The 24,882-nt window shown below is 44.6% G+C and carries 24 protein-coding genes; 3 read left to right on the top strand and 21 right to left on the bottom strand.

Going from position 1 to position 24,882, the window contains the following annotated elements:
• Window positions 1-35: 35 nt before the first annotated feature.
• The 9 genes from nuoF to ACJJI6_RS12125 form a co-directional block, all read right to left on the bottom strand.
• Window positions 36-1,310 carry an NADH-quinone oxidoreductase subunit NuoF gene (nuoF, locus tag ACJJI6_RS12165; protein ID WP_475710615.1) on the bottom strand — a complete coding sequence of 425 codons (1,275 nt, stop codon included), beginning with the start codon at window positions 1,308-1,310 and terminating at the stop codon, window positions 36-38.
• Window positions 1,288-1,854 carry an NADH-quinone oxidoreductase subunit NuoE gene (gene nuoE, locus ACJJI6_RS12160; protein ID WP_475710613.1) on the bottom strand — a complete coding sequence of 189 codons (567 nt, stop codon included), beginning with the start codon at window positions 1,852-1,854 and terminating at the stop codon, window positions 1,288-1,290. The genes nuoF and nuoE overlap by 23 nt, the downstream gene beginning before the upstream one ends.
• Window positions 1,855-1,999: 145 nt before the next feature.
• A complete protein-coding gene (nuoC, locus tag ACJJI6_RS12155) occupies window positions 2,000-3,805 on the bottom strand; it encodes an NADH-quinone oxidoreductase subunit C/D (RefSeq protein ID WP_413664590.1) in 1,806 nt (601 codons plus the stop codon).
• 36 nt (window positions 3,806-3,841) lie between these two features.
• The gene (locus ACJJI6_RS12150; protein ID WP_282934025.1) at window positions 3,842-4,489 is read right to left on the bottom strand and encodes an NADH-quinone oxidoreductase subunit B; all 648 of its coding nucleotides are present in this window, start codon (window positions 4,487-4,489) and stop codon (window positions 3,842-3,844) included.
• Window positions 4,490-4,507: 18 nt separating this feature from the next.
• Complete coding sequence (gene ndhC, locus ACJJI6_RS12145; protein ID WP_282934024.1) at window positions 4,508-4,921, bottom strand: NADH-quinone oxidoreductase subunit A; 414 nt, start codon at window positions 4,919-4,921, stop codon at window positions 4,508-4,510.
• Window positions 4,922-5,824: 903 nt separating this feature from the next.
• On the bottom strand, window positions 5,825-6,145 hold the full coding sequence (locus ACJJI6_RS12140) for a hypothetical protein (RefSeq protein ID WP_475710611.1): 321 nt from the start codon (window positions 6,143-6,145) through the stop codon (window positions 5,825-5,827).
• Between the two features lie 97 nt (window positions 6,146-6,242).
• Entirely contained in the window at window positions 6,243-6,716 is a 474-nt protein-coding gene (locus ACJJI6_RS12135) for a CYTH domain-containing protein (protein WP_475710609.1), read from the bottom strand.
• 108 nt (window positions 6,717-6,824) lie between these two features.
• Complete coding sequence (locus ACJJI6_RS12130; protein WP_475710607.1) at window positions 6,825-7,229, bottom strand: ACT domain-containing protein; 405 nt, start codon at window positions 7,227-7,229, stop codon at window positions 6,825-6,827.
• A gap of 426 nt (window positions 7,230-7,655) precedes the next feature.
• Window positions 7,656-8,525: a LysR family transcriptional regulator gene (locus ACJJI6_RS12125; RefSeq protein ID WP_444895013.1), complete on the bottom strand. Its 870-nt coding sequence runs from the start codon at window positions 8,523-8,525 to the stop codon at window positions 7,656-7,658.
• Window positions 8,526-8,638: 113 nt separating this feature from the next.
• Here ACJJI6_RS12125 and ACJJI6_RS12120 point away from each other — a divergent pair, with 113 nt between their 5' ends.
• Window positions 8,639-9,058 carry a DoxX family protein gene (locus ACJJI6_RS12120; RefSeq protein WP_445363432.1) on the top strand — a complete coding sequence of 140 codons (420 nt, stop codon included), beginning with the start codon at window positions 8,639-8,641 and terminating at the stop codon, window positions 9,056-9,058.
• A 405-nt stretch (window positions 9,059-9,463) separates the two neighbouring features.
• On the opposite strand, the gene ACJJI6_RS12115 is transcribed toward ACJJI6_RS12120, so the two are convergent.
• Window positions 9,464-9,727 (bottom strand): hypothetical protein, encoded by a 264-nt coding sequence (locus tag ACJJI6_RS12115; protein ID WP_475710605.1) that lies wholly within the window; start codon window positions 9,725-9,727, stop codon window positions 9,464-9,466.
• Window positions 9,728-10,135: 408 nt separating this feature from the next.
• On the opposite strand from ACJJI6_RS12115, the gene ACJJI6_RS12110 reads away from it, so the two are divergent.
• Window positions 10,136-11,545 (top strand): YdgA family protein, encoded by a 1,410-nt coding sequence (locus ACJJI6_RS12110; RefSeq protein ID WP_475710603.1) that lies wholly within the window; start codon window positions 10,136-10,138, stop codon window positions 11,543-11,545.
• Between the two features lie 783 nt (window positions 11,546-12,328).
• Here the strand turns inward: ACJJI6_RS12110 and gcvA are convergent.
• On the bottom strand, window positions 12,329-13,258 hold the full coding sequence (gene gcvA / locus ACJJI6_RS12105; protein ID WP_444895009.1) for a transcriptional regulator GcvA: 930 nt from the start codon (window positions 13,256-13,258) through the stop codon (window positions 12,329-12,331).
• Between the two features lie 90 nt (window positions 13,259-13,348).
• Between gcvA and ACJJI6_RS12100 the strand changes: the two genes are divergently transcribed.
• Window positions 13,349-14,098 carry an SDR family oxidoreductase gene (locus tag ACJJI6_RS12100; RefSeq protein ID WP_475710601.1) on the top strand — a complete coding sequence of 250 codons (750 nt, stop codon included), beginning with the start codon at window positions 13,349-13,351 and terminating at the stop codon, window positions 14,096-14,098.
• Window positions 14,099-14,142: 44 nt separating this feature from the next.
• Here ACJJI6_RS12100 and ACJJI6_RS12095 read toward each other — a convergent pair whose 3' ends face one another.
• The 10 genes from ACJJI6_RS12095 to ACJJI6_RS12045 form a co-directional block, all read right to left on the bottom strand.
• On the bottom strand, window positions 14,143-14,376 hold the full coding sequence (locus ACJJI6_RS12095; RefSeq protein ID WP_413664607.1) for a DUF5062 family protein: 234 nt from the start codon (window positions 14,374-14,376) through the stop codon (window positions 14,143-14,145).
• A gap of 453 nt (window positions 14,377-14,829) precedes the next feature.
• A complete protein-coding gene (locus ACJJI6_RS12085) occupies window positions 14,830-15,048 on the bottom strand; it encodes a hypothetical protein (protein WP_475710597.1) in 219 nt (72 codons plus the stop codon).
• A 330-nt stretch (window positions 15,049-15,378) separates the two neighbouring features.
• Window positions 15,379-15,999, bottom strand: a complete 621-nt coding sequence (locus ACJJI6_RS12080; protein WP_475710595.1) for a class I SAM-dependent methyltransferase — start codon at window positions 15,997-15,999, stop codon at window positions 15,379-15,381.
• Between the two features lie 466 nt (window positions 16,000-16,465).
• Entirely contained in the window at window positions 16,466-17,731 is a 1,266-nt protein-coding gene (locus ACJJI6_RS12075; RefSeq protein WP_475710593.1) for an amidohydrolase family protein, read from the bottom strand.
• An 827-nt stretch (window positions 17,732-18,558) separates the two neighbouring features.
• Window positions 18,559-19,155, bottom strand: a complete 597-nt coding sequence (locus ACJJI6_RS12070) for a hypothetical protein (RefSeq protein ID WP_475710591.1) — start codon at window positions 19,153-19,155, stop codon at window positions 18,559-18,561.
• A gap of 769 nt (window positions 19,156-19,924) precedes the next feature.
• Window positions 19,925-20,860, bottom strand: a complete 936-nt coding sequence (locus ACJJI6_RS12065; protein ID WP_445363438.1) for a hypothetical protein — start codon at window positions 20,858-20,860, stop codon at window positions 19,925-19,927.
• An 804-nt stretch (window positions 20,861-21,664) separates the two neighbouring features.
• Window positions 21,665-22,063 carry a hypothetical protein gene (locus tag ACJJI6_RS12060; protein ID WP_445363439.1) on the bottom strand — a complete coding sequence of 133 codons (399 nt, stop codon included), beginning with the start codon at window positions 22,061-22,063 and terminating at the stop codon, window positions 21,665-21,667.
• A gap of 181 nt (window positions 22,064-22,244) precedes the next feature.
• Window positions 22,245-22,970 (bottom strand): SMI1/KNR4 family protein, encoded by a 726-nt coding sequence (locus tag ACJJI6_RS12055; RefSeq protein WP_475710589.1) that lies wholly within the window; start codon window positions 22,968-22,970, stop codon window positions 22,245-22,247.
• 552 nt (window positions 22,971-23,522) lie between these two features.
• Entirely contained in the window at window positions 23,523-23,936 is a 414-nt protein-coding gene (locus ACJJI6_RS12050) for a hypothetical protein (protein ID WP_445363441.1), read from the bottom strand.
• A gap of 97 nt (window positions 23,937-24,033) precedes the next feature.
• Window positions 24,034-24,546 carry a CbrC family protein gene (locus ACJJI6_RS12045; protein ID WP_475710587.1) on the bottom strand — a complete coding sequence of 171 codons (513 nt, stop codon included), beginning with the start codon at window positions 24,544-24,546 and terminating at the stop codon, window positions 24,034-24,036.
• Between the last annotated feature and the right edge of the window lie 336 nt (window positions 24,547-24,882).

Here is a 24,882-nt window from a genome sequence, read left to right as displayed (position 1 = left end):
ATTAATGCTTTCAGGGGCAGGGTTGTCGCGCTAATTTATTGGTAGGGGCAACAACCGCCTTCAATATGGTCGATAAAATCCCGTTCAAAGAGTTTTAACGCGCTTTGTATAGGCTCTGCAGCGCCGGGAGCCAGGGCGCAAAAAGTATTGCCGGGGCCAATACGCTCGCACTGTTCCCTGAGGAGTTCCAAGTCTTCTTTAGTCCCCTGGCCAGACTCTATTCTCTCCAGAATTTTGACCGCCCAGGGCAAGCCGTCCCGGCAGGGGGTACACCAGCCACAGGATTCCCGCGCGAAGAACTGGGTCAGGTTCAGTACCAAGCCAACGGGGCAGGTTTTATCGTCGAGCACGGTGATCGTGCCGGTCCCCATACGGCTGCCGGCCTTGCCGATAACGTCGTAATCCATGGGAAGGTCGAGGTGGTCCGGGCCGAGGAAATCGGTTGACCCTCCGCCGGGGAGAATGCCCTTCAGTTGCAGGCCATCTTTCATGCCACCGGCATGTTGTTCAATAATTTCGCGAATGGGCGTCCCCATTGGGAGTTCCCAAGCCCCTGGATTATTAACCTTGCCGCTAACACCAAATATTTTGCTTCCCGCATCGTCACCCCGGCTAAGGTTTTTGTACCACTCCACGCCGTGGCTAATTAAATGGGGGAGGTTGCACAAGGTCTCTACATTGTTAACGACAGTGGGTTTTCCCCAAAGCCCGCTGACCTGTGGAAAGGGGGGCTTGGCACGGGGAATGGCCCGCTTGCCTTCAAGGGCGTTTAGCAGTGCGGTTTCTTCACCACAGATATAGTTACCGGCGCTGCGGTGCAGGCAGATCTCCAGATTAAAGCCACTGTCGAAAATATTTTCGCCAATCATGCCCTGTTGCTTGGCTTCATCGATTGCCTGTTCGAGCCGGTTTGCAGCCAGGTGGTATTCACCACGAATAAAAATATAGGCGTGAGAGGCGCCAATGGCATAGGCGGCTATAGCCATTCCCTCTAGAAGGAGGTGGGGGTCTCGCTCCATTAGCAATCGGTCTTTGAAGGCGCCGGGTTCCATTTCATCGGCGTTACAGACAACGTACTTTTGTTTGGGCGAATCTTCACCCCTAGGTACAAAACTCCACTTCAGCCCAGTGTTAAACCCCGCACCACCGCGTCCACGCAGGCCTGCATCTTTTACTTCGTTGATAATATCGTCCGGTACCATGGTGATGGCTTTGCGCCAGCCCTGGTAGCCGTCGTTTTCCACATATTGCTCAATAGTGGCGGCAATATTTTCACTGGAAATATTCTTAGTCAGTGGATTTGTCAGCATGGTATTTTTTCTTCTTATCGATTAATTCATCAATACCTTTCTCATCCAAGTGGCGGTGCATTTCCTCGCCAAGCATAAGGACTGGGGCTTTGTCACAATCTCCCAGGCAGGGCGTTTCCAGCAGGGTGAAAATCCCATCTTCGGAGGTCTCTCCAGGCTGGATATTTAAGCGCTCAGATATTTTTTTCTGCAAATTATCGCAACCCATAATCCAGCAGCTGGAGCTTTTGCACAGGTAGATCACTTCCTTGCCTACTGGTTGGCGGAAAATCAACTGGAAGTAGGTGGCGACACTCTCAAGTTCTGCAACGGGAATATCCAGATAATTGGAAATTGCCTGGAGGCTCTCATCGGAAATCCAGCCGCGATGTTTCTGTACAATCCGCAACGCCTCGAGCCCCACTGAAGTTTTTTCGTGGTAGTGGGTGGCTTCCTGATCAATTTCCTCTTTTTCTTGTACTGTTAAGGTCGCCAGGTTGTCTGCTGAATTGTTATTGCCTTGCTCCATTACTTCAATCAATTCCGGTTCTAGTAAGCTGGACATAGTCGCCTCCGAGATAGAACTTGCGGAGGTGTCGTTGAGGCGCTGCTGCCATCTGTGTGTGCGATGACTGAAACGCTGGGTGTATTTCCGTGCACTTTTCTACTCCGCTGCTGTACGGCCCTGTGCGTGCCGTAGTTTTTTATTGTTATCTGTCCACATCCGCCATGACGAAGTCGATGCTGGCAATAATGGCAATAAGGTCAGCAATCAACAGTCCGTTGGACATTAACGGAATCATTTGCAGGTGTGGGAATGAAGGGGTGCGAATTCGGGTCCTGTATGAGGTGGTCCCCCCATCACTAACGATTTGGTAGCTGTTGATACCTTTGGTGGCCTCAATGGGATAACACACTTCGCCGGCTGGCATTACCGGTCCCCAGCTGTTATTCACAAAGTGCTGAATTAAAGTCTCGATATCCTCCATAGTGCGCCCCTTTCGCGGAGGGGTGGTCAAAGGATGGTCCGACTTGTAAGGGCCTGCCGGCATATTTTCCAGGCACTGGCGGATAATCCGCAGGCTCTGCCATATCTCATCCACCCGGACCCGGCAGCGGTCGAAACAGTCCCCACCATCGTAGCTGGGAATCTCGAACTCGAACTGATCATAGCCGCTGTAAGGGCGCTTTTTACGCAGATCCCAATCCAGGCCCGTGGCGCGAAGCCCTGGCCCGGTAACCCCCCACTCAAACGCCTCCGCCGTATCGTAGACACCAATGCCACGGGTGCGGCGTTGCAGGAGTTTGTTTTTAATTACCATGCCGTCGTAATCGGCTAAGCGTGCGGGCATATAGTCAAGAAATTCCCGCACCATCTTGTCCCAACCTTGGGGTAAGTCCTGCGCTACTCCGCCGATACGGAACCATGCCGGGTGCATTCTGCCGCCGGTAATGGCCTCAACTATTCCAAACAGTTTTTCCCTATCGATAAACATATAGAACACGGGAGACATCTGCCCCACGTCCTGGGCAAAGGTGCCAAAAAATACCAGGTGGCTGGATATGCGGAAGAACTCGCACATCATCACCCGTATCATCTGTGCGCGTTCAGGGACCTTAATGCCGGCGAGTTGCTCCAGTGCCATCACATAGGGCAGGTTGTTCATGACACCGCCGAGGTAATCGATACGGTCGGTGTAGGGCACATAGGTATGCCAGGCCTGGCGCTCGGCCATCTTCTCTGCACCGCGATGGTGGTAACCGATATCTGGCACTGCATCGATAATCTGTTCACCATCCAGCTGAAGGGCTACACGGAATACCCCGTGCACACTGGGGTGATTCGGGCCCAGATTGAGGAACATAAACTCTGAGTCTTCATTACTCCTGGCCATGCCCCAGTCTTCCGGCCGGAACAGCAGGGCGTCTTGTTCTTTGCGCTCCTTCTCTTCTGACAGACTAAATGGGTCGACTTCGGTAGCTCGGGCGTGGTGATCCTTGCGCAGTGGATGCCCCTTCCAGGTCAGCGGCATCATGATTCTCTGTAAATGGGGATGACCGGGAAAGTCGATACCGAATAGATCCCACACTTCCCGTTCATACCAGTTGGCATTCTCCCAAACGGCAGTAATAGTCGGTGCGCTCAGATCACTCTCGGGAAGAGCCACCTTGATACGGATAAATAAATTGCGGGTAAATGAAAGTAGTTGATATACCAGGGTGAAATCGCTGGAAGGCTGTTTTTCGGTTCCCTCCCCACGGTTGACCCGCAGCCGTTCGTCGATAGCACTCAGGTCATACAGCATTTCAAATGGCTGGGTGATATCCCGCTTGAGAAAGAGCAAAAGAGGGATCAAGGCATGTTTCTCGATCCATAGTGTGGGCATATCATCACAGTGTGGCTGCCACCAGAACGAGTGAAGCTTATATCCGGTGTCGAGGTCCCGAATAAATGCCTCTGCTGCTTTCCTGTAGGGAGTTGCTGTGTGGACAGTTTTCGCAATTACGCCAGTCATTGGCTATTCCGTTGTTTTTTTCTTATTCCATGAAGCCTAAACACTGTCGGGCGCACGTAGCATGTCAGCTTTCATACGTTCCTCCCTATGGAGATCACGCTGACTGGGCTTTGGAACCTTGTGAGTTCCTTGATCATCGACAACCCAGCTGAAGGCTCGTCTCTCCGCAGCCACCGACTTTTGCAGCAAGGTTAATCCCTGCAGTAGGGCCTCTGGGCGCGGTGGACAGCCGGGCACATAAACATCGACCGGGAGAAACTTATCGACCCCCTGAACCACACTGTAGATATCGTACATACCGCCGGAATTTGCGCAGGAACCCATGGAGATGACCCAACGGGGCTCGATCATTTGCTCGTAGAGTCGCTGTACCACTGGTGCCATTTTCAGGAAAACCGTCCCTGAAATTACAATCAAATCCGCTTGTCGTGGGGTTGCTCGGATGACCTCAGCGCCAAATCGGGAGATGTCGTGGCGGCTGGTGAAGGCGGTGGCCATTTCTACATAGCAACAGGACAACCCGAAGTTAAATGGCCACAGGGAATTTGAACGGCCCCAGGAAACCAGCTCTTCGAGTTTGGTAAGGAGAATATTTTTTTCTAAATCTTGAGTGCTTATTTCTTCAGAAGGATTGCCGTGTTCGGTAGCAATCAGGTCGTCGGCTTTGCTCAGCTTCCAGCGCATTATGAATTCTCATTGTTGTTATCGGGGTTTTTGGCGTTTCTCCAAACTCTTCTGGTATCCGCCCCAGTCAAGTGCACCCAGGCGCCACAGATAAATAAGCCCCACCAGCAGTATCACGATAAATACGGTGGCCTCGATAAACCCGAGCAGGCCAGTTTCATAAAATGCGATGGACCAGCTAAACAGGTAAATCGCCTCCAGGTCGAAGACGATAAACAGGATGGCAACAAGGTAATAGGCGACAGAGAGGCGCAGGCGCGCATTGCCCTGGGAAACAATACCCGACTCGTAGGGCTCATCGGTAGCCGGATCTCTGCGTTTTTGACCGAGAAAATAGGAAAGGCTGAGCATTAAGGTAATTAGGGCAAATACGGCCAGGCAATAAACAATCAATGGCCAAATCTGAGGAGTGAACTGATCCGGGTAATTCAACTTCGCTCTCCCATGTTTCTGCGGGCGAAGCCCGTATCAATCACTGGTCTTGCAGTAAAAGGGCAAATCAAGAATTCTGATTTTGAGGGTGCTCTCACGCAAGAAGAGATAATTTGAAAAACGATTATTGCTTTTCTGCGAAATTTTTTAGTTGTCGGTAATCCTTTTCGCTTGTCTGATTTATAAATCGTTGCGGGAGATAGCGCCAGTGGTGCGAAGGAACGTTTAATTCTTATGTATATGCTTTTTATTCGGTAGGGTTATGTAATGTCTTGCGACAGTTCGATAAATGAAGATGTGCGCCAGTATTCAGAAGATGAAGGAGGGGCCTATTGTTCTTAAACTATTCCTCTGATCAAAAGCAGATCGGAATTTTTAGGGTTTCGTAGTAGTGGAATTAGAGTGTGATGTCATTGGCTTGTTTGGCACCTAATAATGCCATCATAGCGTACTCCACTTGCGTTTCTGTATGGGACTTTCCATTTCTCATGAGAGAGGTAGTTTGGCCAAGCAAGTACATTTAACCAATTCTTTTCGGTATTTCTAACAAGGTACACATCGCTTGCGTTACATTGAAGTTTGTACCTACGGAACCCTTCTTCTATTACGGAATAATCCCGCCCCTTAAATTGAACTTCAGAGTCTCCCCAGTGGCCATCTGAGCTTTCAAAGTTTACATCGGGGTTGTGGATTTTTATAATGCCAAAGAGGAGTGTGATTCCTAAAACCAAAATTAATAAGCAAATTGCTCTTATTGTCGTAGTAGTCATTGCTTGCGTCTGAGTACCTTTTAGTTTATTTTTAGGAATGCTTTCGGCGTGGGCACTATAGTGCTTAACTTCTATAAGAATTGTAATATACAAGCAGTTTGTTGATTGGCGACAATGATTTGCTGTGTGTAGATCACTTGCGAATTACAAGGTCACCACCACTAAGCTGAATTTTCTGTCCTTCGAAGATAACTTCCTCCCAGCTATCAGGGTTCGACAATTCGTTTTCATGTACCACTAAATAGCAAAAATTTGGATTTTCAGTTTTGGGTAAACTACTTACTAGTGAAGCTGCACTGATACCATACTTTTCGCATAGTTCAAGCTGTCCTATCGCCGACTTTACCTGAATTAAAATGCCAATATGCTCTGCTTTAAGTTCTATCGATTCAAAGTCATTCACCGATTCTAGCTCGATTAAATATCTTTTTAATTCTTCTATGGCTGGGTTCATAGTGATTTACTCATGATGCCTCGCTGAGCCGAGGACATACAGAATTTATTTTGTGATTAGCTCAGCGAAGCATGTGTCAATGTTGTGCACGTTCTAATTATGATTTGTCCCAATCTTTAAATGGAAAATCTAATAAATTGGAGTTGTAATATCTTGGATCTCCAGTGACCTCTTTATCAATCCACTCCGGCAACTCCACACTCTCAGATTCACTTTGCATCTCGACTTCAGCAACAATCAAGCCGTCATTATCTCCATGAAAGATATCTATTTCCCAAGTGTGTTTTTCGTGCTCTACTATAAACCTCGTTTTATCTATGAGGGGACCATCACATAGCTCCGCAATCATTTCATTTGCGTCTTCAAAGGGTATTGGATACTCAAACTCAGTCCGTGTAATTCCTTTACTTTCACCTTTCAATGTTAGGTATGCACGATCTCCAATTACACGAACTCTAACTACAGCTTTGGACTCCGTACTCACATAGGCTTGTTTGATTCTCTTTCCTCCTGTAAAAGAAGCAATAGACTTTTCATCTACTAAGAACTTCCGCTCAATTTCCTTTGCCATACTTTCTCAACCCTAAAATCTTAACACTTGCTTAATAGGCATATACGAGGTGGTCAAAATCTGACACGCAGCGTAGTAGTCAGCCAGTATATGCCCTTGTTGGAGCACTTATAAACCGTTTTTGCCGACTTCTTTCAATGCAATCAACGCTTTCCTTGCTTTTTCTGATTGTACAAAAATATGGTCATGGAAGTATGCTGCAATTACATTTGCGCTAATACCCTTCGAAGCTAATTTGTTAGAAACAGCGGCTGTTAATCCAACAGCCTCTAAACTAGAATGTACGGTTAAAGTTATTTGCTTGTAAGTATTTTTAAACTGCAAGCCCTCTCGGCTTGCGATATCTTTTGTTAAGACAAGTGTTAATCCTTCTTTTTCATTGAAGCTCGCAAGTGGGTTCCATTCAATATATTGAGCTAATGAGCCTGAAACAGTGCAAAATACAAATTCACCTTCAATAAGTTCGGGATTCATTTCGCTCAAAAGACACTCTAGTTCTAGTATTCCTGACATTGCTTGATAATTCCAAATTCTTGTTTGTACAGCAAGCGCCAATCAATATGGAGCATGGCTGCAAAATGGTGGAGGTCCAACAAATACTTGTTTTTGCGATCGTGTTTGGCTTTACATGGTTGTTCTTGCCTGATTCTGATACTGAAATCCTTTTTGTTAGCGGGAAATTAAAGCCAATATTCAATGGTAACCTAAGCCTTTGATTTGTAACATTTTGTTTGATAGCCAGCCTATCAAGGCCCGCATAAACGGGGACTTATCAGAAACCTATTAAGTGTAAATTGCATAGTCAGGTTTGGACTTTAGGCAGAAAAATAAGATGACAAGAAAATGAAGAAGAGATAGAGGAACCTTTGGTGTTGTAACATTTCGTAATACATAGAATTTTAGCTCCCCCTGATAGTTCCATGCATAGGAACATGCAAATCATTGAACTTTATAATTTTCCATTTTAGTAATTAAGAAGTCCCAAAAAGCCTTGATACGTGCTGTGTTTCTCAGATCCTTATTAGCAAGAATCCACAAAGATGAGTTGTACTTAGCGTCCAGTTGATAGAGTTCAACTAGATCGTATGAATCATCAGTTGGTAACAATGCTATCCCTTGATCATTAAGCGCAGCGTTCAATGCTGTAGTGATAGAATTACAATATATGGATTTAGCATTGTGTTTAATTCGTTTCTGATACCAATGCACTGCTGGGTTATCTAAGTGCACGTAGTCAATAGCTGTTAGGCGTTCAATTTCGGACAACTTGAAAGGAGCGTTATACCCACTAGCCTTCAAAAAGTCTTCAGAGGCATAGATGCTTAAATTTACATCTCTCATTTTACGCGCAATAAGGTTTTCCGGTGCTGTATGACTTGCCCTAATGGCAATGTCCGCATCGCGATGCTCGATATCCAGAGCCTGCTCACTTTCAAGGATCTCAAACTCAACGTCGGGGAATGACCTCCGGAATTCACTAACCCACTCGGGCAAAGTGGTCGTTGCCATTGTTGAGGGTGCGGTAACACGAATTAAACCTTGAACTTTGTCATGTTGCAGAGAGCTTTGAATGAGGATGCCATCGGCCAATGACTCCATTCGCTTGGCACTATCCAAAACAGTTCGTCCCGCCTCAGTCAGTTGGTAGCCGCGACGACTAACAATAAATAGCTGCGTTGAAAGCTCGCTTTCAAGCTGCTGGATCCGCCTCCACACAGTGGTTGAATTAACATTCAACTGCCTAGAAGCCGCCTTTAAGGTTCCTTTCTCTGCAAGCGCGATAATGACCTTCAAATCGTTCCAATCCATATCACAAACCTGACGTTGCATTCATGCAATACCAGCTTGCCTTTTTGTCTATATAACTGCAATAAGGGAACACCTAATCTGTGCATGTTATTCAATGAAACAGGATTCCCTTCATGAGAAAACAAGCAGTCATCTTTTATGTGGTCTCTTCTTTGTTCGCAGTGCTTATGGCGGCATCAGGCATGTCCAAACTATCTGGGCAAGAGGACCTCGTTCAGGCAGCGAATGAACTAGGCTACCCCCTATATTTGTTGAAAATCTTAGGTACCGCCTATTTGATCGGCGCGATTGTAATCCTTCAACCAAAGTTTGAAACACTTAAACAGTGGGGATATGCAGGTTTCTCCATCGCTTTGATCGGAGCTGCGGGATCGCACCTGTTGGCTGGGCAAGCGCTCAGCACTGCTTTACCAGCTACTGTCCTATTGGTCGTTTTAGCGGTTGTGGTAACTCTGAATGCAAAACTGACTCGCCTTAACCTTTCTATAGGAGAAGACCTCAACAATGTCTATCAATCTCAAAGAGAAATTTAAGAAGCTAATTAGATGTGACTTTTCTGGTGTTTGAGATAGAAAGACTGTGATGCGGTGCACTGATTGATCTGGCCCAATTAACAATCAAGAGGAATGCTTTTCCATGAATGATGGTAGTGTCGTGTCACTGTGGAAAACGATTTCATTTGACTTGATTAAGGATAACGCTAAAGAAGGCGCAAGCGATTCAGGTTGAGCAAATTGAATTGCTTGACCTACACCACTCATTGAAAACCAAGGGTGGTAAACCCTCTATTACGCGCTATGGTTATTTACCCGGGCGAACAAAGTTGGGTTAGGTGGTATTAGTGTTAATATCCTGAAAGTTCAAGATCACTTCGGTTGAGGCGATATTTTGGCGGCCTCTGTGATCAACAGGACCTATTGCTGTATCTTATTATGCCTTTAAAGCCCACTGAGGTAGCCCCACAACTTGCCCCAGCGTTCTAGTTTTTCTTCGGCACTTAATAGTCTTGGCTTCACTTGAACAGGTTTGCCAATTTCATTCATGTCGTTCAATATGTTGAGATTTACCGCTCCGCGAAGCTGACTATTTATATCGCAGCCTACGGCTAACAGTTGATTACAACTTTTACAATGATAGAAATTAGCGAGCTGATCCCCATTTTGTCTAGTTGAAATTCCATCTCCAATGAAAATTACTAACATATTTGGATCACTAATAATGCGTGATGGGTTAGCTTGACAATAATTACAATCGCATACGCGTGGATTTAAACCTTCGAGTGGCCCAGTAAACTGAACCTCAAATCGTCAACGGTTACATTTACACGATCCTTTAAAGAGCATAAGAATTTGTGCCAATTACAGTTGAGCAAGGCGTTTGCATTGTCGGTGAGGGAAACCTCCCCCTTTGCCATCACGGGCGTCAGTCAAGATAGTTAATGTGGCGGGTTTCATAGAGTCCGCTTTACATATTGTTGTTGTGGGACGCCCGTTTTGTAGTTTAGAGCGAAAAGAATAAATATTTTACATATTCACTTACAGCTAACTGTAAGTATGAGATAATAATAGACTTATTTCCCATCATCATATTTGTAGTTTGGATTTATCTTAATGAAAAAAGTATTAAGTGTATTGCTTCCGGCAGCAGTGCTTACCGGTATTGTTGGGCCTAAAATAGTAGGTGCTCAGCTCGAGTCATCCATTGATGAAATACTCGCTACTGCGAATAAAAATTCGGCATACACGGTTGAAGTAAAAAACATGGATTCATCCTGGTTTTCAACCCAGGCCACCTTTTTGGTGAGCATGGATGTCAATGCTTTCGCGGATATACCAGTTACCTCTGAACTTGAATCTTTTTCTGTAGAAGTGGATTTCAGTGCTTCCCACGGCCCCTTTCGCTTCGGTGAATATGCCGGTTTCGGATGGCTTGGCTGGACGCTAGAAGTCGCCGGTGATCAATTGCGTGAACATTTGGTTTGGGCTGAGGAGGCTCCTTTTTATCAGGTCCATGGCAATATGAATGCCTTAGGTAGTTATTACTATAACGATAGCATTACACCATTTACTACTGATGTTGAGGATCAAAAAACTCAGTTAACTTTTAGTGGTTTTCAGGGTAGTGGGCAATATCAGGATGAGCAACTAACTTACCAGGGGAGTGCCGATAGCCTTACCGTTACTTCCGAGCTAAGGGATTTTAAGATTGAAAGGTTGACTATGGATATGACCATGCCTTCCTCCCTCGAAGCAATGTTTGAAAGTGCTTTTTATGATTCTGATACAACAATTAACTTTGGTGCCGTAAAGTTAAATGATAGAGAGCAAAACGAAAATATTGACATTGCTGATCTATATATAAAGGCAAGTACTGAACTCAACCCAGAAAATCAGCTAGGAAATATGCAAGTTGCCTATGGAACTAAAAAGGTCGATATAGCTGAATTCCACGGTGAAGATCTGGCCCTTGAGCTTGAGGTCACCAATATCAGTCAGGAATTTTTGAAGTCTTATCAAGACTTTGCCGCCTCACTCAATAAACTACCTACGGAAGAAGCAACTGCTAAGACAATGGAGTTTATGAGTGATAACTTGTTATCTTTAGTGGCTGGCGAGCCTCAACTGAACATTACCAGCTTACGCGGTACTTTCCCACAAGGTAGCTTTAATAGTAACCTTCATACTAGCTTAGTTGGCATCAGTGCGTTACCTGAGCAACCGCTAGATCCGGCTTTTTGGCTGTCACATACCTTAGTTGACGGAGAGTTAAGTGGCGATAAAGCTGTGATTGAATTTATTGCCGTACAAGTGATGAAAGCTCAATTGAAAAATAACCCTCAAACTCAAGGTATGAGTGAAGAGCAACTGGAGCAAATCGCTGCTCAACAAGTGCCGACCATATTAGCGTCCCTTGAACAGCAAGGTTTGTTAGTGTCTACCAATGACGGCTACATCTCAAATGTCAGCCTGAAAGACAGTGAGCTTAAGGTGAATGAAAAACCTATGCCGTTACCGCTTTAGTAGATATTAGCCTTTTGTAATAGAAGTGGCTTATCTTAAGCCACTTCATACTTCCCCTTCTCTTATTACCCTTCCAAGGCTGATGATTTATTTGTTTTCCTGTTTTAACGGTGTTGTCCTGGGTTGCCAATAAAGTTGGACATAGGTTAGTGTTGTAGACGGTATAATCGCAATAATATCTCATCTAAACATTGCTGCCCCGTGGTTATCATGAGCTCATATGTGACTCTCTAAATACTGATGATGTAGTTATTAAATCAAAGCTAAGTAATAATAAGTGTTAAAGCTTGGGTGCTCTATTTTTAATTTAGTATTTTTTTTGGTAAGTAATTATCAATATATTTAGATTGCGAAAGATCGCTTTGTTGATATCTTTAGGGTGGGGTATTGTTAGAGCTCTATTACCAGTTTTTTGATTTCTGATTTGCTAAATTTTCTACCTTCAATATCACCTGTATCTCTTACTTTATTCATGTGTTCTCCGTTCGGCATTTTACACTTGTGTATATAATGTATGTATTTAGCATTGTTCGCACCTAGCAAAATATGTAGTGCTGACTCTGGTGCCTAATCAAGTTACGTGACCGTGACTTTTTACTTTTGCGGATTTTAAACATTATTATTTTCGGAACTCCTTGTATCAATTAGCTACGAGACCGCTGGATCAATATTTCCTGAAAATATTTTACTTGTAGATGGATTATTTTCATAAGACTATTAACGCTTAGGGTTATCGGCGAGGCTTTGCCGTGTCCAGCTAATTGATTGTTGTTGAGCGATACCTTATCCCTCTCCGGGCTTGCGTTGAACAGCTTGATTTACCTCGCTGAGTATAAAATTACGAAAAGCCTGTACTCCAGGGCTATCAAGTTTTTCGTATGGGCAGACAAGATAATAAGAAAAGTTGGAATCAATACTCACGTCGAATGGTTTTACGATTCTTCCAGATTTTAAGTCATCCTCGATTAGAGATATTCGGCCCAATGCAACGCCCTGGCAGTTTTCGACGGCAATTGCGAGAGAGTTACCATCATTCATGACGCTACCTGATCGCGGATCGACATCGTCGACCCCGGCTGCTTTGAGCCACGATGCCCAATCGTCAAAATTATCTTCATGCAGTAAGGTTTGATGCTTGAGGTCGGAAGGCTCTTTCAAAGGATTTTTGCCGTTAAGCAGTGCAGGGTGGCAAATCGGGCTTAAATCGAGCGGCAACGAAAGCCTGGTCACTGAACCTTGCCAGTTTCCGTCACCAGCTCGAATGGAAATATCGACACCATCGTTAGTGAAATTGGCGAGAGCCAGGGTATGGTGAACATTCAACTGTATATCAGGGTAGGTTCTCCAGAAGTTACCTAACCGCTGTATTAACCATTTGCTGGCAAAACTGGGGGTTACGCTCACGGTTACCACCGGAGATTGACTCTCGGCTTTGATGAGGTGGAGTGTATTTTCGAGTCGATCAAAACATTCACTGGCTTCGGATAACAGCTTTTTCCCAGCATCGGTCAATGAAATCGACTTTCCCGCACGATGGAACAGTTTTACACCCAGTCTCGACTCCAAATTTCTCACCTGGTGACTGATCGCCGTTTGCGTAACGCTCAACTCCTTCGCAGCATCGGTAAAACTCATATGCCTTGCCGCAGCCTCAAACCCACGCAAGCCGGTCAAAGATGGTAAAGATCGTGTTTTGGTATGAATTAAACTCATAAGTACATGTAATTATATCCTTTTGCTGCCACTTTTAAAGATCGTATATTGATCTCGACCCATGAATTATTTGCACTAGAGGATAGCGTAATGTCCGAAACAAGAGTTGCTATTATGACCGGAACTGGTCAGGGAATTGGTGCCGGCTGCGCCCGCGAAATGGCTAAGGCGGGTTACAAGGTCTCGTTGATGTCCCCTTCCAACCGCAGTGTTGAACTGGCCAATGAATTAGGTGGTATAGGGCGGCAGGGTTCGGTTCTCGAAACCGCAGATCTGCAGGCAATGGTCGACGACACGATGCAAACCTATGGCCGTATCGACGCCGTCGTTAGCAATATGGGCCATGGTGGCGGGGTGCCGGAAGAAATTAAAACAGTAGGGTTCGATCCTGATTTCAACGGCCCCCTGCTCGAGCTAAGTGATGATCTATGGCATGAGAGCCTCGATATGTACGTGCTCAATGTCGTCAAGCTTGCCCGTATCGTCACGCCGATTTATATCGAGCAGGGGGGAGGGGTATTCGTCAATATTTCTTCAATGAATACGGTTGAGCCGAGAGCGCCTTATCCGATGAGCATGCTGCGTGGCGCTTTACACAGTTTTGCCAAGCTCTATGGTGATCGTTATGCAAGATACAATATTCGCATGAATAATTTAATGCCGGGCTTCTGTGAAAACGTAAACCTGTCGGAGTTTGCCCGCAGATCCATACCCGCACAGCGCACTGCCACGTTCGAAGAAATCGGGCAGACCTGTGTCTTTCTTGCTTCACATGAAGCCCGATACATCAATGGGCAAAGTATCTTGTCTGATGGCGGTATGAATCGGGCGGTTCGCTAGACACTAGTGACTACTTGATTTAGTTGAAAATCCTATTAGAGCGCTCAGTACTTTGAAGCCCAAATTGCCAACCTATGCATGATTGCCTTCTGTGATATCTTGTCTTCTGGAAGCGGTTGAATTACTTTATCGTGAACTAAAAGACGGTAAATATATTCGAGTTTCTCGTGAGCTGAATCGGTAGCTTCGAACTCGACAACTCCTCGCTTGGTGCCATATGCAGTACCGAGTGCTATAGCCTTTTTCACTAACTCTTTTTCGTTTTTGAGTTTCTTCATTATTATGTCTCAACGAGGTTGTCGATATTACGCACCTACCGTTTTTAGCAGAGGGAAACTGCGGAACCGCAGGCGTAGTAATTTTTCAGCTTACCTAAATTTGTTAAGGACTGAACCTCGGCACTAACTCTCCAAGTATGCCCCAACAACCGATTCTAATTCTTGAACTAACTCTGAGTCCATGTACTTGTATTCATCTGGGATATCTAAGACATGAACTGGCTTATGATCCAGGATTCTAGAGAATTCTGCTATTAGCCTATTTTTATGCTTTTGTTCCATGACGAATATCACGTCAGCCCAGCGAACATCCGCTGAGCTGACTGTTTTTTTAGCTCGCGGGCTGGTACCCGCAGATTTAGCTTTGAAATCAGGGTGTTTTCTCCAAATGGCTTCAGCTGTAGGACTACGCCACTGATTCCGGCTACATATGAATAAGAGATTTCGCATATCTTAATCTTTCTCAGGAAGCTCAGTATTTAGGATTTGAAGCATAGTTCGCTTGGGGTACTCGATCCCTAATTGCTTAGCTCTACGAAGCTTTTCAGAGCGTGTATACATCAACTTCCAGTTTTTCTCCGAAATCCATGGCTTTTCAATTCTAGCACTATTCTTATGGGGCTTAGCTTTGGTCTTGGATCTTCTCGCAGCCCTGCTTCTTAAATCATCCATTATTCTTCCCTCTATCAATTATCGGGTTCAGCAGCCGCGATAAAACGGAGAGGACTCCTAATTTTGCGTGTGTTTAACACTTGGCGCGACGAGGAAGCACACAATGCTGAGTCCAGCAACACCTAGCATGGGCATGGACTAATGGAGTTATAGCCCGCTGTAGGAAGATTACCGTTCAATGGATTCCATTAAATGCTAACTACTAGCGAATGGCAACTGCAGCACTGTGAGATCTTATGGAGAGGAAGCCGCTAGTAAAACGGAGATTCATTACGGATAGGGAACCGCCAATTGCCGAGCCGCACGATGGGTGGCATGGGGGGCTAGAAACTACCGGCTACCCGAGTTAGGTTTTTTTTTCGCTACGATGGAGAATATATGCCAATGATGCGGTGTACCATCTGTAGTTTCTCCTGAAAGTTCATGTTCAGTCCACTTTAATAGCTCAAAGTTACTGAGGTATTTTCTTATCTTCGATTCATTCATAACTAGAGTATCACTCCAAAATGCTTCCTTATCATACTCAGGCCCAGCCATTGTGTCTTTCGGCCCTAGGAATGAACCACAAAAGATTCCACCCTCTGTCAAAGAGTCTGTTATTTTCAACCAAACTGACTCAAAATCTTTTTCAGGACAAAAGAAAAGACTGGCATCAGCAACTACCAGCGAGGACTCAGGATAGTTAAAAGTATTAAAGCTATCCTTTGATAGAATAACCTGCTCATCATCTTTGAATCGTTTACGACATCTAGATATAGATTCATTTTCGATATCAAAGGCATGAACTGTGAAATCTTTACCGCGCAAATAAGCGATATCTGATCCTGCTCCACAGCCACAATCAACAGCAACCTTTCTTCCTTTTACTTCGCTAAGAGCAAAAATTAAATCTTCTCGAGTATCACTGTGTTCTGTTGAGTCATAATATTTGGATATTTCTCTCGTTGACATTCCCTATCTCCGATGAGCAGAAAATCTAACGCCGCCAACAGCGGCCGAGCGTAGCGAGGTCCAGCTCCCGAAGGGGGGATGCTACTTGGCCTTGGTATTCCCAGTATGGGCGTGGACCAATCCCCTGTAGGAATATCACTGCTGAATGGGATCCATTAAATGCTAACTACTAGCGAATGGCAACTGCAATACCGTAAGGTATTGTGGGGAAGAACCGCTGGTAAGACTACGAGCTGACGGACCGAAATATCCTAGAAGGCTTAGCTTGGAGGCGAGGTGGACAGGGATACCGAAGCCATATGATCTAACGGGTAGAGTAAATGATATCGTTGCGTGATCGCTGGGTAGATACTCATTACCGATAGCGAGCCGCCCATTGGGGCCCGCACGATGGGTGGTGTGGAGACCGGTAGATAAAAACTACCGGTTACCCGATTTATAAATCGTTAACGGGGGATCAGGGTATTTAAATCGATGTCAGTTCACGTTTATCCAATGCAATTCGTCCTGATAGAACGACCATCTTGATATTTTTAAGGTCACTAATATCACTCCAAGGCTGACCAACGACAAGTAGTAGATCAGCAGATTTACCAACTTCAATAGTCCCCAGTTGATCAATTAACCCTAAAGCTTCCGCACCATTTCTAGTGGCGGCTATAAGCGCTTTCGCATCAGGTAGTCCAGCATCAACCATGCGTGACAATTCATTGTGGTAGCTGTCACCAGCAATCATTTTGCCTTGTGTATCAGTGCCAACACCAAATTGAACTCCAGCCTGGTGTAGGGCCGGTATATTCAGGTGTCCCTTGGGTTCTCGACCTAAAGTCGGCACATAAACTATATTGTGCTCGACAATTAACTGGATTGTTTCTGGGCTAATGAGATTGCCATGTCGCACACCATGCTCAATAGTAGTTATGCCAGCTCTAATAGCTTCATTAGTTTCTTGTGGAGAGCCTGTGTGTACCGCAACCCAAAGCCCATGCTTGCGAGCTTCCGTTGTAATAGCCTGCAAGGTTTCCTTTGAGATGCGTGGTAACGTAATTTCGCCTTGTTCATTTGTATGGCCCTGATAGACGGCTTTAATACCGTCAATGCCTTGCTCAACGAGAGCAGCGATTTTCTCCTTTACATATTTTGGATCATCGGATTGCACGACCATTTGCTCGATCATCCGATCTGGTATTCTTTGAACCGGATGTCCACCAGGAGCAGTAAATATAGGCCCTGTAATAAACATATGTGGTCCAGCGACCTCCTGGTCGTCAAGTGATTTTTTTAGCTTATAAATTCCCGAGCTGGGATCGCCGACGGAACGATAACTTGTAATACCTGATTCGATCAGCTTCCGCCTAACATCTGGTTGCAATCGGATCGAATTCCAAATCATTACAGGTAAGCTGCTCTCACTAGAATCAGCTTTACCACTGAAAAAATGACCGTGAAGCTCTATGAGGCCAGGTACAATTGATTTACCTGCTGCATCAACTTGAATAGCATCTATTGGTACTTCACAAGTATCTCCCAGACAAGAAATTTTACCATCCTCTACAAGGATTCCAGGGTTCTCAATGGGCAACGTACCAGTACCATCAAATAAGCTACCATTGCTAATCCACATGCTTCTACTTGGTTGCTCCCAAACATATAGATTATGGTTGTAGGCGACTATAAATGCGATCCCACCAAGGACAACAAAGCTGGCAAAATATTTTAGAAATTTTATCAATGAGAATCTCCCTTATAATTATAGCGCCCGGTTCACCGAGCAAATTTTGATGGCGGTTTGTACGTAATTTTGCACAAAAAGTGAAAGCTAAAATTTGTCCCGTGCACCACTTGGTACGCCCAGTATGAGCGTGGACTAATTGGGGTGAAAGTCCCATGTAGGGGGGTCACCATTTAGTGGAATCCATTAAATGCTAACTACTAGCGAATGGCAACTGCAACACCGTGAGGTTTTGTGGGGAGGAGGTTCTAGCAAAACTATACGCTGGCAAATAGAAATATCACATAAGGCTTAGCTTGGAGGCGAGGTGTTCAAGGATACCGAAGCCGGGTGATCTAACAGGTAGAATTAATGATTCAGTTGTGGAGTGAAAGATCACGCTCCTATCTGGGGGGATCTGTTTAGCTTGCTGCTGTGAAGCCGTCAGCGTGGCCGCTGACTCATAAGTAGACCCTACCATCCCGGGGTAGACAAAAGTGGTGAGGCATGGCAGCGCCTCTGTCAGTATTGACGAAGGTGGTTAAAGAGAAGTCAGCCGACGGCATAGTAGCCTTATGCCAAGTTGAATGCCTTGGACAGGGTGAAGGTCTGAACCTAAATCCTTGAGTTGAAAGATAGGGCTAGCCTACCGGTATGTTTTCAGTTGGAAATAAAGTTGAGATGGCGTACTGCCATGACACTCAGCTCAAATGAAGCGCTGCTCGGCACTATCGTTGGGTAGAGATTACAGATAGAGAATCGCTCATTGAGGACCCGCATGATGGGTGGTGTGGGGCCGGTAGCTAGAAACTGACGGCTACCTGATTTAAGTGATGAAATATGCAAAACTAAATAGTATTTATGTTAATCTTCTTAACATAAATTAATTCACAAGCTCCTTTTCCAGTATCTTCACGAGTTTGTGAACTTTCCCAATACCAATTATCGGTGGTAGATTTTACATTTACCAAACTCCCTGATATTTCTATAATATCTCCCTTACGAATTTCATCAATGAGGCCTTCTATAGCATCGTTACCAGGAATGAGGTGCATATTAGCACTATAGGTTTCAATTTCTCTTCTAGGTATTGGAAATGAGTCTACCCGCCACCAATAAAATCGACGTGATTGTGATATCTTAATTTTTTCTAGGATACTCTCATCAGACATATTTCCCCAACCTAATACTAAATCAGTAGGTGAAAGCTCTGCTTCTCGACCAGTACGATAATTTTTCTTTGATAGTACTTTTGCTTTAATTCTAAATTCTGCAATTTCTGTAATATTGTATTTTCCAAAACTGAAACCAAAAATAGAGTCAATTTTCTCCTGCTGCGGTAGCTCAGGTGCCATTACACCAGGACCAAACGACACTTCAGGTGAGTGGTTGTAAAATTTCCAAATTCCACCAACTATCAAAACTAAAAAAAGTGCTTTTTTCATATTTATCTAAGATTCACATAACGCTTAAAGCAAGCGCGAATTTATGCGTCGCCTTGCTTTTTTTGATGCGCCCAGCATGGGCATGGGCCAATGGGGTGAAAGTTCACAGCAGGAAGATCACCGTTTAATGGGCGCCATTAAATGCTAACTACTAGCGAATGGCAACTATAATACCGCGAGGTCTTGTGGAGACGAAGCCGCTAGGAAAATACGAGCTGACGAATAGAAATATCCTATTAGGCTTAGTCTGTAGGTGAGGTAGCCAAGAACACCGAAGTCGGGTGATCTAATGGGTAGAGTCAATGATGCAGTAGTGTAGTGAAAGTTCACGTTCTTATCTGGGGGGATCTGTTTAGTTTGCTGCTGTGAAGCTGTCAGCGTGGCCGTTGACTCATAAATAGGCCCACTCCGCTAGCCACTATCGTGAGGATAGAAAAAAGTGGTGGAACACAGCAACGCCTTAGTCAGTAATGGTCAAGGTGATTAAACAGGAGTCATCAGACGGCATAGTAGCCAAATGCCAAAATTAATACCTTGGACACGGTGAAGGTCTGAACCTAAATCCACGAGCTAAAAGACAGGGCTAGCCCATCGATATGTTTCCAGTCGGCCAAAGTTGAGGTAGCGCACTGCCACGACACTCAGCTCAAATGAAGAGCTACTTGATACTATCGTTGGGTAGAGGTTTATTACCGGTAGGTAACCATCCATGGCGAACCCGTACGATAGGTGTTGGCGGCCGATAGCTAGATACTACCGGCTACCCGATTTAGATGTTGCCTTGCACAAATGCTAGGAACTCGCTATGTACAGCCCCATTGGTGCCATGGCCAACGCCTTTAAAAGTACGAAAAGTCACATTTGCTCCATACTTTTTGTAGGCTTCTTGGGAATTGCTCCAGCGTTCTGGGTGAATCGATTTACCCGTAGTTTTATAGATTACCAAACGTTCTTCTTCTGAGTATGCATCATCATATGCGACAGCATCATTAGTGTCATTTTCACCCATGAATAGAAATTGTTTAATAGTCAACCATTCATCTAGATTAAAATTTCTACCTGCTATTTGATTGAAATCATTTATGCCTAAGGGGTACTTCAGGCTATGACTATCAAGTGAGGCTGTAGGCAACATCAATGTACCGTTAAGCCCTCCAGCAACAACTATTTCAATAATCTCGGGATGTAACAGCGAAAAGCGATTTGCAAATGTTCCAGATGCCGAAAAACCAGTCAGTATGACTCCATCCTGGAGCTTTAACGAGCGTTTATGCAGTATATCGTTTGCATTTTCAATCATTGCTTTAAGTTGCAGATCTAATCTCTCGAAAGGTACGGACTTCGCGAGCATAGAATCTCTATCAAGTGCGTGGGTATAAACTTGCCATGCCGACTCAGGCCGAGGAAATACCGGCATCAATATGGGGTAGGACAACTTCTTAGACAACCACGGTCCAACTGTATTACCTATAATTGCTTTTTTGGCAGCTTCAAGATGGATATCATAATCATCAGAAACCTTTCCTGTGTTATTGGTTTCGACAATCAAAAAGGTTTTATCCTGATTTGACACCACTTCTGGTAGTTTTATCAGGTACGGGTAATTGAACCCTTTATCTGGATTTGCTGGAATTTGCATTAACTCAGCAGAGTGGCTCACATTAGCCATAACAGAAAGAAAAAATCCAATTACTATTATTTTCAATTTTATTCCTCTCAGTATGCTCGTACATCTAATGCCGTCATAATCGGCCGAAAAATTGCGCATCGGTTTGAAGGTCGTGGGCGATGGCCTTAGTACGCCGAGCATGGACGTGGACCAATTAGGTGAAAGTCCCCTGTGGTAGATCACCATTTAATGGATTACATTAAACGCTAACTACTAACGAATGGCAACCGCGACACCTGAGGTCTTGTGGGGAGGAAGCGGCTAGTAAAGCTATGAGCTGACGAATAAAAATATCCTATTAGGCTTAGTCTGTAGGTGAGATAGCCAAGGACACCGAAGTCGGGTGATATAATGGGTAAAGTTAATGAGGCCGTTGTGTAGTGAAAGTTCATGTTCTTATCTGGGAGATCTGTTTAGCTTTCTGCGGTGATGCTGTCAGCGTGGCCACTGACTCACAAGTAGGCCCAACTCGCTAGCCTCCAAGACGGGGGTAGGAAAAAGTGGTGGGGCATAGTAGCGCTTCGGTCAGTAATGACGAAGGTGGTTAAATAGAAGTCAGCCGACGGCATAGTAGCCTAATGCCAAGATTAATACTTTGGACAGGGTGAAGCCCTGAACCTAAATCCACAAGTTAAAAGGAAATGCTAGGCTACCGATATATTTCCGGTCGGATAATGTTGAGATAGCGCGTTTCCATGACACTCTACTCAAATGAAGAGCTGCTCGACACTATTTCTGGGTAGAGATTCCTTATGGATAGGGACCTATTCATTGCGGACTTGCCTGATCGGTGGTATGGGGCCGGTAGCTAGAAACTACTGGCTATCTGGTTTGGTATATTTATTCCTCTTCTGAAATGTCGTAACACGATATAGCAAAGTCTATATCAAGTTTCGCTATTGCGGACAACTCTTCCCTGTTAAAACAAAAATTGCATTGATCTTTATAGAAGTAACCTGCATAAATTCTTGTCTCTTCAGCACCACATCCATATAGCTTTTTAAGGTTTACTTCGAGGGTCCGAATTATCCACATTAACCTGTTGTCATATGGTATTTCAGCGGGAACTTCGAGCTGAGCAGTACCATAGGGAACAGGCTTACCTCGATAGGGGCCCCTCGGGGAAATCTCTCCAAGCTCTAATTTATCTTGAAGTCTAAGTCCTGTGACATTCTCTGCCTCTTTTGGAGAAAATTTTTCTCCTCGAAGTAGAACACTCAATCTAAGTTCGGCGATCATTAATTCAAGTTCCTGTAAAAGACGCTCCGCAAATGGATAGACAGATAACTATAGTCCGTTGCCATGACCCTATCGTAGGGTAGAGCCTCACTACGGATAGGGAGCCACCCATTGAGGACCAGCAAGATGGGTGGTGTAAGGAACGGTAGCTAGAAAATACCGGCTACCCGATTTAGGGCTTTCACAACTCAACCTCTGTTAGTTTGGCCATAAAGTCATTAAAGGAACTTGCCACTGGAATAAATTCATTTCTCGACAGTTCGAACTCGCAATCTTCAGGCAAACCTTCTAAATTGTTTATGATTTGAAATGGTTCAAATTGAGCCAATTCATTTGTTTTCTTTACTTGGGCTCGATCAAAGCCATATCTTTCTAAAGTATTTAATAGTTTCTGGTCGTAGTAGCAGTAGCCAAACTTCTCTAGCATAAATTTACGTCCAACTATCGAATACATGTAATTGTCATAATAGTAATAGACCTGACCAAAATCTCTTTGGTCAGTGGATATTGCAAAGAGACTACCACATGATTCGTCCTCGTATGCAAAAGACATCATATTGTTAGGAAGAACATCAAAATTTTGTTTAGAGTTTTCATTAGAGGCAAACAGTTCTGGCCAGTATAAATTTGAAGGTTTATTACCATCAAAACGGTCATACCAAACGCCAAAAATACCCGCCACATTTGCCTTTTGTATGAATGGCAAATCAGTTTTAAGCTGGATTCCAATTTCCAAGTCTTCATCATTAGGCGAAAATAAACAGCCGTTTGTTTCTTGTAGAAAATTGCCATATTCACTTGGAAATTTTTTGTATCCAAATCTATCTTTAAGGCGATTACTAATGTCTAAAATATCATCTGGAGTTAACGAAGGAAATTGAGGTATTACATCTATATTCTTGAACATATTTAGATTTCTTTGAAGTGCCCTAGAACTTTTAGTATGGAGCTTCAGCTGCGCCCCGTGCTTAAACTTGGTACGCCCAACATGAGCGTGGAGTAATGATGTGAAAGTTCACTGTAGATGGATTACCGGTTAATGGGTTCCATTAAATGCTAACTACTAGCGAATGGCAACTGGAACATCGGGAGGTCTTGTGGAGAGGAGGCAGCTAGTAAAGCTACGAGCTGACGAACAGAGACTTCCTATGGAATGGCCTGGAGGCGAGGTGACCAAGGACACCGAAGTCGGGTGATCAAGCGGGTAGGGTCAATGATGCAGTTGTGTAGTACAAGTTCACGTTCTTATCTGCGGAGATCAGTTTAGCTCGCTTCTGTGAAGTTGTCGGCGTAGCCGCTGACTCGGAAGTAGCGTACCGCAGTGATACTCTACTCAAATGAAGAGCTGCTCGACTCTATCACTGGGTAGAGATTCATTACGGATAGGGAACCGCCAATTGCGGACCCGCACGATGGGTGGTGTGGGGGGCCGGTAGCTAGAAATTACCGGCTACCCAATTTAGGCATTTTTCACGGCCTCTATATGCTTTTTTAGTCGTATATCTTGACTGCGAGGACCATTGACATTATGCCATGGGCTAGGCTGAGCTGAGCAGTTGAACTCAATAAACCAATCGGGCATTCGCAGTACAAGGTACTTATGGAGAAGTTCACGAAAGTACTCAAAACAGTCTTCACTATATTGGTTTTGCTGACTGATTTTCGCTGCCCACCCTTCCGTAGGAAATAACCCTTCATGCCGCAAGTATTCAATAAAATCTAGCCACTCATCTTCAGCTCTTTTCTCTCCATAAGCATCTAGTAAGCATGACTCATAGCCTCTCACAAACATTTCTAGATCCAGAAGATTAGCTTTTTGACCTACTTGCCCCAAGGTCCCGTTAAATCCGGGCCCTGGATGCTCTAGTGACATTATATAAATTCTTTTTATGAGCATACCTATCAATACCTAACGTCAATAGCAAGCGGCCCGTCTTTTGGCGTCGCCTAGGCTGTTTTTGTTATGAGTTTTAGTTTGCATCCCACACCCAGTATTTATTACCTTCCAATGTAAACAGGTAAACCAAGACATCACCGGCATCTTTATAACTGTTTAATTTCTTTTCTGGTAGTCTTTCCCACAGCCATTCGATCTCTGACACTTCCTGACCTTCCCCTGAAAATGACTTTAAAAAATCGTCCTTACTTTCGAAATCTTGCTTTGATGCAATTCTCTCGAAAACAGGAAACTCGCCATTTACTAAAGGCCAGGTAGTTTCCTGCCAAATGGGTAACGCTGGAGTCTTATACATTAGAGTGGCCGACTCTTCCGAGTCATCGTCGTAGTATTGGTTTGCTTCTATTTCTAAGTCGATTAACTTTCCAGACTTGAGACAATCTTCGCAAATACAGTCAATTTCATTGATGCCGGTGTAGCCACCAGTGTCAAACCAAACTCCTACTTTGCTACAGATAGAACATGGTTGCGGACTGTCTACTAGAAGTGCAAACCCCTCTGGATCTCTAAAGTATCTGAATTCCATGCTCATACTCATAACGACTACATCAGGGGTGGATGGGGCGCAGCGTAGGCTGTTCCGCGAAGGGCCGAAGGCCCGTAGCAACCTACTTGTACTTGGTACGCTCAACATGGGCGTGGACTAATGATGTGAAAGTCCCTTGTAGGAAGCATACTATTTAATGGATTCCATTAAATGCTAACTACTAGCGAATGGCAACTGCAACACCGCGAGGCCTTGTGGGGAGGAAGCTGCTAGCAAACTACGAGCTGACGAACAGAAACATTCTATAAGGCTTAGCCTGGAGGCGAGGTGGCCAAGGACACTGAAGCTGGGTGATTTAGCGAGTAGAGTCAATGA

It is taken from the genome of Microbulbifer maximicatervae (SeqCode) (assembly GCF_056232625.1).
This window is presented reverse-complemented; position numbering and strand designations above follow the sequence as displayed.

What these genes read in the sequence shown, in the direction of transcription:
- nuoF (WP_475710615.1), bottom strand. Translation starts at nt 1,310, where the DNA reads ATGCTGACAAATCCACTGACTAAGAATATTTCCAGTGAAAATATTGCC.
- nuoE (WP_475710613.1), bottom strand. Translation starts at nt 1,854, where the DNA reads ATGTCCAGCTTACTAGAACCGGAATTGATTGAAGTAATGGAGCAAGGC.
- nuoC (WP_413664590.1), bottom strand. Translation starts at nt 3,805, where the DNA reads ATGACTGGCGTAATTGCGAAAACTGTCCACACAGCAACTCCCTACAGG.
- ACJJI6_RS12150 (WP_282934025.1), bottom strand. Translation starts at nt 4,489, where the DNA reads ATGCGCTGGAAGCTGAGCAAAGCCGACGACCTGATTGCTACCGAACAC.
- ACJJI6_RS12140 (WP_475710611.1), bottom strand. Translation starts at nt 6,145, where the DNA reads ATGAACCCAGCCATAGAAGAATTAAAAAGATATTTAATCGAGCTAGAA.
- ACJJI6_RS12135 (WP_475710609.1), bottom strand. Translation starts at nt 6,716, where the DNA reads ATGGCAAAGGAAATTGAGCGGAAGTTCTTAGTAGATGAAAAGTCTATT.
- ACJJI6_RS12130 (WP_475710607.1), bottom strand. Translation starts at nt 7,229, where the DNA reads ATGTCAGGAATACTAGAACTAGAGTGTCTTTTGAGCGAAATGAATCCC.
- ACJJI6_RS12125 (WP_444895013.1), bottom strand. Translation starts at nt 8,525, where the DNA reads ATGGATTGGAACGATTTGAAGGTCATTATCGCGCTTGCAGAGAAAGGA.
- ACJJI6_RS12120 (WP_445363432.1), top strand. Translation starts at nt 8,639, where the DNA reads ATGAGAAAACAAGCAGTCATCTTTTATGTGGTCTCTTCTTTGTTCGCA.
- ACJJI6_RS12115 (WP_475710605.1), bottom strand. Translation starts at nt 9,727, where the DNA reads ATGTTAGTAATTTTCATTGGAGATGGAATTTCAACTAGACAAAATGGG.
- ACJJI6_RS12110 (WP_475710603.1), top strand. Translation starts at nt 10,136, where the DNA reads ATGAAAAAAGTATTAAGTGTATTGCTTCCGGCAGCAGTGCTTACCGGT.
- gcvA (WP_444895009.1), bottom strand. Translation starts at nt 13,258, where the DNA reads ATGAGTTTAATTCATACCAAAACACGATCTTTACCATCTTTGACCGGC.
- ACJJI6_RS12100 (WP_475710601.1), top strand. Translation starts at nt 13,349, where the DNA reads ATGTCCGAAACAAGAGTTGCTATTATGACCGGAACTGGTCAGGGAATT.
- ACJJI6_RS12095 (WP_413664607.1), bottom strand. Translation starts at nt 14,376, where the DNA reads ATGAAGAAACTCAAAAACGAAAAAGAGTTAGTGAAAAAGGCTATAGCA.
- ACJJI6_RS12085 (WP_475710597.1), bottom strand. Translation starts at nt 15,048, where the DNA reads ATGGATGATTTAAGAAGCAGGGCTGCGAGAAGATCCAAGACCAAAGCT.
- ACJJI6_RS12080 (WP_475710595.1), bottom strand. Translation starts at nt 15,999, where the DNA reads ATGTCAACGAGAGAAATATCCAAATATTATGACTCAACAGAACACAGT.
- ACJJI6_RS12070 (WP_475710591.1), bottom strand. Translation starts at nt 19,155, where the DNA reads ATGAAAAAAGCACTTTTTTTAGTTTTGATAGTTGGTGGAATTTGGAAA.
- ACJJI6_RS12060 (WP_445363439.1), bottom strand. Translation starts at nt 22,063, where the DNA reads ATGATCGCCGAACTTAGATTGAGTGTTCTACTTCGAGGAGAAAAATTT.
- ACJJI6_RS12055 (WP_475710589.1), bottom strand. Translation starts at nt 22,970, where the DNA reads ATGTTCAAGAATATAGATGTAATACCTCAATTTCCTTCGTTAACTCCA.
- ACJJI6_RS12050 (WP_445363441.1), bottom strand. Translation starts at nt 23,936, where the DNA reads ATGTCACTAGAGCATCCAGGGCCCGGATTTAACGGGACCTTGGGGCAA.
- ACJJI6_RS12045 (WP_475710587.1), bottom strand. Translation starts at nt 24,546, where the DNA reads ATGGAATTCAGATACTTTAGAGATCCAGAGGGGTTTGCACTTCTAGTA.